Below are 7,033 nucleotides of genomic sequence, written 5' to 3'. Positions count from 1 at the left end.
GGGGGGGGGCCGCGGCGTGCCGAGCGCCTGCACCGGACGCCCATTTCTTTCGAGGGATTCACACGCCGTTCAGCCTTTATCGTTAAATTCGTATTGAACACACAAAACGAAGCGCTCACCACGCGCACTGGAGGCTGACATGACGCACACGATCCGCAACACGCTCGCCGCGGCCACGCTGTTCGCCGGTATGGCCAGCGCCCCGGCGATGGCCTTCGACGACGACACCCTGGACGCCGCGCTCGGCGGCGGCATCGGCGGCGCCCTGGGCAGTGCCATCGGCAACGAGCTCGGCGGGCGCACCGGCGCCCTGATCGGCGGTGCCGCCGGCGCCGCGGGCGGTACGATGATCACCCACGACGGCGACGACGGTTACGACGACCGCGGCTGGCGCGGCCGCGATCACGATCGCGATCGTCGCGGCTACCGCGGCCATCGCGGCTATGGCTATCGTTACGACGACTGATGCCCGACCCGGCTGCGGGCGCCGGCCCACGCCGGGTCGGCGCCCGAACCAGGCGTGTCAGCCGGCGGCCAGCCGTTCCAGCGCGGCTTCGGTATCGGCCCAGCCGAGACAGCCGTCGGTGACCGACACGCCGTAGGCCAGCGGCGCGTCCAGCCCCTGCCGGCCGGGCCGGAGGTGGCTTTCGAGCATGACCCCGGCGATCGCCGCCGGGTCGGCGCGGCGCTGGGCGATGACCTCATCCAGCACCGCCGGCTGGCGGGCCGGGTCCTTGCCGCTGTTGGCGTGGCTGCAGTCCACGACCATCCCGGGCACGAGCCCGGCGGCGGCGAGCATCGACCGGGCCGCGGCCACGCCCGCCGCATCGCAGTTGGGCCCGCCACGGCCACCCCGCAGGATGAGATGCGTGTCGGGATTGCCCGCCGTCTCGATCCAGGCCGGCCGCCCGTCGGCGTCGCTGCCGAAGCGGGCGTGCGGGCAGGCCGCGGCCTGCATGGCATCGCGCGCCGCGCCGAGGTCGCCGTCGGTGCCGTTCTTGAAGCCGACCGGCAGATCCAGTCCGCTGACCAGTTCACGATGAGTCTGGGACTCGGTGGTGCGCGCGCCGATCGCCGCCCATGCCAGACAATCCTCGAGATAGTCGGCGGCCACCGGGCTCAGCAGTTCGGTGGCCAAAGGCAGGCCGAGCCCGGCGAGCTCCATCAGCAGGTCGCGCGAGACGCGCAGCCCGCGTGCGAGATCGTTGCCGCCGTCCAGCGACGGGTCGTGGAGCAGCCCCTTCCAGCCGACGGTGGTGCGCGGCTTCTCGACATAGGCCCGCATGACGATCAGCACATCGTCGGCCAGGCGATCGGCGACTGCGGCCAGCCGTTGGCCGTAGTCGAGGGCGGCCTCGGGGTCGTGCAGGGAACAGGGGCCGACGATGGCCAGCGGGCGCGGGTCGGTACCGGCAAGCACCGCGCGGATGGCGCCGCGCTGGGCCCGAATGCGTTCGGCACGGGCGGGATCCAGCGGCATCGCCGTCCGCAGCTCGGCCGGCGACGGCAGGGCGTGGACGTGGCGGCGAGCCGTGGCGGGGGCGAGTTCGGCGGCGGTGTGGCTACGGACAGCGGCGAGATGGGCGGTCATGACGACTCCTTGCAGACGGGGCGGCGCGATGCGCGCCGGATACGATCGGATGCGAGCGGTAACGGGGGGCCGGCCCCGCGCTAAATCGCCAGTTGCGGTAGTCGCCGTAGTTCATGTCATTGCTCCTTCGGTCGGGTCCGGCCGTGGCCGGAAACGAAAAAACCCCCGGTCGGGGACGCCAACCGGGGGTTTCGATGTCGCGGCAGGCGTCCTCGTCGGGGCGCCTGTCCGGGTCGGTCAGACGCCTAGCGGCTAAACCAATACCCGTAAAAATAGCCCGCACGCACGCCGTCAGCCGTGCGGCTTACGCGCGGCGGATGCGGTGCGGAATGTCGTGCGGTCATCGCCATGTCGTTCATGCGATCGATTTATGAATCAAGACTAACGAGGCCCGGGCCGCGATACAAGCACCGCGGCCGGGCGTCGCCCGGATCGGCTAGGGCCTGTTAACACTTCATGCGAGCCCGCGCCAAGCGCTGTTGTGCGGCAAGACGAGGCGTAGTACGCGCCGTGCAGTCATTCTGCACAAGCGTGCTACAACGCTGGATTGCCGCACAACAGCGCTTGGCCCGAAGGGTTGGGCCGCAAATCGCGCCCGGCGGCGTTGCGAGCCTGGGTCGTGGCACGCCACGACGCGGCGGCGCGCGCCTTGCCGGACACGATTTGCGGTCTCCAACGCGGCGCCCGCAGGAAGTGTAAACAGGCCCTAGAACAAGCCGTGGATGTCGCCGTTGGCGTGCACGCCCATGTCGGCCGCGGCGGGCCGGCGCGGCAGGCCGGGCATGGTCATGATCTCGCCGCAGACGACGACGATGAAGCCCGCGCCCGCCGACAGCCGCACCTCGCGGATCGGAATCGTGTGGCCGGTCGGCGCGCCGCGGCGGCTGGCGTCGGTGGAGAAGCTGTACTGGGTCTTGGCGATGCACACCGGCACGTCGCCGTAGCCGGCCTTCTCCAGGGCCTTGATCCGATTGCGGATCTGCTTGTCGGCCGTGATGTCCTCGGCGGCATAGATGCGCTGGGCCACGGTGCGGATCTTGTCCCACAGCGGCATCTCGTCCGGGTACAGCGGCTTGAAGTCGCTCTCGCCGCCATCGGCCAGCGCGGTGACCGTGTCCGCGAGTTGGGCGGCGCCGGCCCCGCCGTCGGCGAAATGGGTGCAGATCACCGTCTCCACGCCCTCTTCGGCGACCACCTCGCGGATGGCGGCCAGCTCGGCGTCGGTGTCGGTGTCGAAGCGGTTGACCGCGACCACCGGCGGCACGCCGAAGGCCTTGATGTTGCGCACGTGCCGCAGCAGGTTCTCGCAGCCGTCGCGCACAGCGGTCACGTTCTCGCTCTTGAGGTCGTCCAGGCCCACGCCGCCGTGCATCTTGAGCGCCCGCGCGGTGGCCACGATGACGGCCGCGGCCGGCTTCAAGCCGGCCTTGCGGCACTTGATGTCGAAGAACTTCTCCGCGCCGAGATCGGCGCCGAAGCCGGCCTCGGTGACGACATAGTCGGCGAGCTTGAGTGCCGTCTTGGTCGCCATCACCGAGTTGCAGCCGTGGGCGATGTTGGCGAACGGCCCGCCGTGCACGAACGCCGGCGTGTTCTCCAGCGTCTGTACGAGGTTGGGCATGAGCGCGTCCTTGAGCAGCACGGCCATGGCGCCGTCGGCTTCCAGATCGGCAGCGGTGACCGGCTGACGGTCCATGGTCTCGGCGACCACGATCCGCGCCAGGCGCGCCTGCAGGTCCTCGAGGTCGGTGGCCAGACACAGGATCGCCATGATCTCCGAGGCCACGGTGATGTCGAAGCCGTCCTCGCGCGGCATGCCGTTGCCGGCGCCCAGGCCGGCCACGATCTCGCGCAGGGCGCGCTCGTTCATGTCGATCACGCGGCGCCAGCTCACGCGGCGCGGATCGATGCCGAGCTTGTTGCCCCAGTTCATGTGGTTGTCGATCATCGCCGCCAGCAGGTTGTGGGCCATGCCGATGGCGTGGATGTCGCCGGTGAAGTGGAGGTTGATGTCCTCCATGGGGATGACCTGCGCGTGCCCGCCGCCGGCCGCGCCGCCCTTCATGCCGAAGCAGGGGCCGAGGCTCGGCTCGCGCAGGCAGGCCGCGACGTTCCGGCCGGCCGCCGAGAGCGCGTCCGACAGCCCCACCGAGGTCGTCGTCTTGCCCTCGCCGGGCGGCGTCGGGGTGAGGCCGGTGACCAGGATGAGCTTGCCGTCCGGGCGGTCCGCCAGCGAGCGGATGTAGTCCAGATCGATCTTCGCCTTGGTGTGGCCATAGGGCACCATGGCCTTCCACGGCACGCCCAGCGTCTCGCCGATGTCGGCGATCGGCTTGATCGCGGCGGCCCGCGCGATCTCGATGTCGCTGGCCGGTTCGGGCCGTGGGGCGGTGGCGGTGTTGGTCGTCGCGTTCATCCTCCGAGTCTCCTTGTCTGGCCCGCCGGCGGTACCGGCGGGCGTACATCCTCAATCGCTTTCAACGCGCGCGGGTGTTGTGTACTTGGGTGCGCGCTGTCGGGCTAGCCCTCGCCCGAGGGCACGGTCAGCCCCTTCTGGGCGCAGGTGGCGTGCACGGTGTTGTGCAGCAGGCAGGCGATGGTCATCGGGCCGACGCCGCCCGGCACCGGCGTGATCGCACCGGCGACCGCCGCGGCCTCGTCGAAGGCCACATCGCCGACGAGCTTGCGCTTGCCTTCGCTGCCGTCGTCGACCCGGTTGATGCCCACGTCGATGACCGCCGCGCCCGGCTTGATCCAGTCGCCGCGCACGAACTTCGGCCGGCCGACCGCAGCCACGAGAATATCGGCCTGGCGGCAGACCGCGGGCAGGTCACGGGTCTTCGAATGCGCGATGGTCACCGTGCAGTTCTCCCGCAGCAGCAGGTTGGCCAGCGGCTTGCCGACGATGTTCGAGCGCCCGACGATCACCGCGTGCCGCCCGGCCAGGTCGCCGTCCAGCGTGTGCTTGAGCAGCAGGCTGCAGCCCAGCGGCGTGCAGGGCACCGGCGGGTTGCCGCCGCTCCACAGTCGTCCGGTGTTGACTTCGTGGAAGCCGTCGACGTCCTTGTCCGGATCGATCGCGGCGATCACCGCGGCGTCCGAGATCTGCTCGGGCAGCGGCAGCTGCACGAGGATGCCGTTGACCGCCGGATCGCGGTTGAGCCTGTCGATGAGCTCGAGCAGTTCGGCCTGGGGCGTGTCGATGTCCAGGTTGTGCTCAAACGACTGCATGCCGGCTTCCAGGGTCTGCTTGCGCTTGTTGCGCACATAGACCTGGCTGGCCGAATCCTCGCCGACGAGCACCACGGCGAGTCCCGGGGTCACGCCGTGATCGGACACGAGTGTGTGCACCTGACGGCCGACGCGGGCGCGGATGTCGGCCGCGATCGCCTTGCCGTCGATGCGCGTGGCGGTGGTGGTGTTGGTAGTCATCTGCCCTCTGCGTTCAAATGGCCCGCGAGCGCACCGACCGGCGCGGCTCGCGCAAACGACAGGAGTCTACCGGTTTAGGCGCGCGGTTCCGAACCGAGGCGCGTCGGCGCAACGCCCCCGGCAGCCGCCCCGGTGCGGCTGCCGGCGCGTTCCGCGGCTGCGGCGGCCATGCGCGGACGTCTCGCGCGGGCCGGCTAGCGGCTTCGTCCGGCCCGGAGCCATCCGCGGCCGGGCGGCACGTGTTATCACGCGTCGCCGTCGCGCCGCAGGTTGACCACGACGAGAATCACGCCGGCGCCCACGGCGGCCAGAAACCACTGCGACGCATAGGCGTAGTGGCCGAACGGCGACAGCCCCACCAGATCCTCGTCCCAGTCGCGAACGAAGCCATGCGGATCGGCCGGGTCCAGCAGCAGCAGCCCGTCGACGACCGGCGCCTCGTACTGACAGCGCACCGTGGCCGCGCCCGGATAGCTCAGATCGCGCGGCCAGCCACGGGCCTCGCAGGCCTGCTGCACGCCCCACTGCAGCGGCGGCTGCGGAAAGCTGCGCCAGAACCCCTGGATCCGGACAGGGCCCACGGGCGCCGGCGGGTCCGGCCGCGTGTCCCGCTCCCGATCGGGCACCCAGCCACGATCGACCATCACGCGGATGCCGCCGTCGAGTATCAGCGGCGTCCACACCCGATAGCCGACCGTCTGCCCGTGCATCTGATCGCGCAGCAGAATCTGGTGGGCGCCGTCGTAGCGGCCCTCGGCGATGTAGCGCCGACCGTACTGGAGGTCGGACACGCGGGCATCACCCTCGGCGGCGGCACGCTCGGGCCGCATGCGCGTCAGCCCGGCCTCGCGCGCAGCCTGCTGCGCGGCCACCAGACTTTCCTTGTAGTGCGCCCGCTGAATCTGCCAGGCGCCCAGCGCCGAGAACAGCGTCGCGGCAATCGCGAACAGCAGCAGGCCCCACCAGGGCGGCGCGAAACGATAGCGGCCGATTTTCATGAGCGGTCGGTCAACGGCATGGGCGTCGGAAAGCGGCGGCACGGCGACGATCGCGCCGACGGTGAGGGCGAACGTACCGGCCGAGGATACGCCTGCCGGCGCGGATCGTTGCAGCGGCGTCCGGCCACGCCGGGCAATCCGTTCGCCGCCAGCGGCGATGTCGCCCCCGCACCGCACGGCCGCGGCCTCCGTACAAATCCGCGTTGACCGGCGTCACGGCTGCTGCTGCGATCGGGCTTCATTCAACCATCGGACACGACCCATGGCACACGACCCCACCGATATCGCCGGCTATCTCGACGGCGCGAAATTTCCGGCCACGGGCGGTGAACTGGCCGGCGTGGCCGCCGGCAACGGCGCGCCGGAAGACGTGCTCACCCGTCTGCGCAGCTTCGAGGGCCGGCACTTCGAGGATGCCAACGCCGTCGCCCAGGCGCTCACCCAGGGCCGCGACTGACGTCGACCGACGCGGCCGGCCGCCGGAAATCGCCGACGGCCGGCCGTAACCGACCGGCATTGCGACGGCCGTCAGTCGTGACGCGTGAGCTTGTCCAGGATGCCCATCGCGAACGCCGAGATCACGAACGTCATGTGGATGACCACGTACCAGAGCAGGTGCGACTCGGCGACGTTCGGGGTGTTCATGAACACCTTGAGCAGATGGATCGACGATATCGCGACGATGGACGAGGCCACCTTGTTCTTGAGGCTGGTGTAGTCCATGCGTCCAAGCCAGCCCAGCTTGTCCGTATCCGAGGCGAGGTTGAGCCGCGAGACGAAACTCTCGTAGCTGGACAGCATCACCATGACGATCAGCCCGCCGACCAGCGCCAAGTCGATGAGCGTGAGCACCAGCAGCACCAGATCGGTCTCCTTGATGGAGAATATCTGCGGCATCACGTGCAGCACTTCCTGAAAGAACTTCAGGCCCAGCGCCAGCAGCGCCAGCAGCGCCAGACTCAATCCCAGATAGATCGGCGCCAGAATCCAGCGCGCGGCGTAGATCAGCCGT

Annotated in this window: 7 protein-coding genes; 2 read left to right on the top strand and 5 right to left on the bottom strand. The window is 70.0% G+C overall.

All coding sequences use genetic code 11. The annotated features are described in order from the left end of the window. Positions 1–139 precede the first annotated feature (139 nt). Complete coding sequence (locus SAOR_RS12025; protein ID WP_185015665.1) at positions 140–466, top strand: glycine zipper domain-containing protein; 327 nt, start codon at positions 140–142, stop codon at positions 464–466. Positions 467–523: 57 nt separating this feature from the next. Here the strand turns inward: SAOR_RS12025 and SAOR_RS12020 are convergent, their stop codons facing one another. From SAOR_RS12020 to SAOR_RS12005, 4 genes are all read right to left on the bottom strand, one after another. Continuing rightward, complete coding sequence (locus tag SAOR_RS12020; RefSeq protein WP_123631642.1) at positions 524–1,591, bottom strand: 3-deoxy-7-phosphoheptulonate synthase; 1,068 nt, start codon at positions 1,589–1,591, stop codon at positions 524–526. Between the two features lie 706 nt (positions 1,592–2,297). Continuing rightward, positions 2,298–4,007, bottom strand: a complete 1,710-nt coding sequence (locus tag SAOR_RS12015; protein WP_123631641.1) for a formate--tetrahydrofolate ligase — start codon at positions 4,005–4,007, stop codon at positions 2,298–2,300. Between the two features lie 104 nt (positions 4,008–4,111). Continuing rightward, the gene (gene folD / locus SAOR_RS12010; protein ID WP_123631640.1) at positions 4,112–5,023 is read right to left on the bottom strand and encodes a bifunctional methylenetetrahydrofolate dehydrogenase/methenyltetrahydrofolate cyclohydrolase FolD; all 912 of its coding nucleotides are present in this window, start codon (positions 5,021–5,023) and stop codon (positions 4,112–4,114) included. A 245-nt stretch (positions 5,024–5,268) separates the two neighbouring features. Then, positions 5,269–6,021 carry an SURF1 family protein gene (locus SAOR_RS12005; protein WP_123631639.1) on the bottom strand — a complete coding sequence of 251 codons (753 nt, stop codon included), beginning with the start codon at positions 6,019–6,021 and terminating at the stop codon, positions 5,269–5,271. Between the two features lie 262 nt (positions 6,022–6,283). Between SAOR_RS12005 and SAOR_RS16830 the strand changes: the two genes are divergently transcribed. Next, positions 6,284–6,478 (top strand): DUF2795 domain-containing protein, encoded by a 195-nt coding sequence (locus SAOR_RS16830; protein WP_184947758.1) that lies wholly within the window; start codon positions 6,284–6,286, stop codon positions 6,476–6,478. 71 nt (positions 6,479–6,549) lie between these two features. Here SAOR_RS16830 and SAOR_RS11995 read toward each other — a convergent pair. Further along, positions 6,550–7,033: TIGR00645 family protein (locus SAOR_RS11995; RefSeq protein WP_221179975.1), on the bottom strand; the 484-nt coding region annotated here is incomplete at its 5' end.

The sequence above is a fragment of the Salinisphaera orenii subsp. orenii MK-B5 genome (assembly GCF_003788635.1).
Classification (GTDB): Bacteria; Pseudomonadota; Gammaproteobacteria; order Nevskiales; family Salinisphaeraceae; genus Salinisphaera; species Salinisphaera orenii.
The sequence above is the reverse complement of the archived record's forward strand: the minus strand, read 5'-3'. Positions and strand labels throughout refer to the sequence as shown.

Excerpts from the sequence above, each read along its gene's own strand:
- SAOR_RS12025 (WP_185015665.1), top strand. The coding sequence starts at position 140 with ATGACGCACACGATCCGCAACACGCTCGCCGCGGCCACGCTGTTCGCC.
- SAOR_RS12020 (WP_123631642.1), bottom strand. The coding sequence starts at position 1,591 with ATGACCGCCCATCTCGCCGCTGTCCGTAGCCACACCGCCGCCGAACTC.
- SAOR_RS12015 (WP_123631641.1), bottom strand. The coding sequence starts at position 4,007 with ATGAACGCGACGACCAACACCGCCACCGCCCCACGGCCCGAACCGGCC.
- folD (WP_123631640.1), bottom strand. The coding sequence starts at position 5,023 with ATGACTACCAACACCACCACCGCCACGCGCATCGACGGCAAGGCGATC.
- SAOR_RS12005 (WP_123631639.1), bottom strand. The coding sequence starts at position 6,021 with ATGAAAATCGGCCGCTATCGTTTCGCGCCGCCCTGGTGGGGCCTGCTG.
- SAOR_RS16830 (WP_184947758.1), top strand. The coding sequence starts at position 6,284 with ATGGCACACGACCCCACCGATATCGCCGGCTATCTCGACGGCGCGAAA.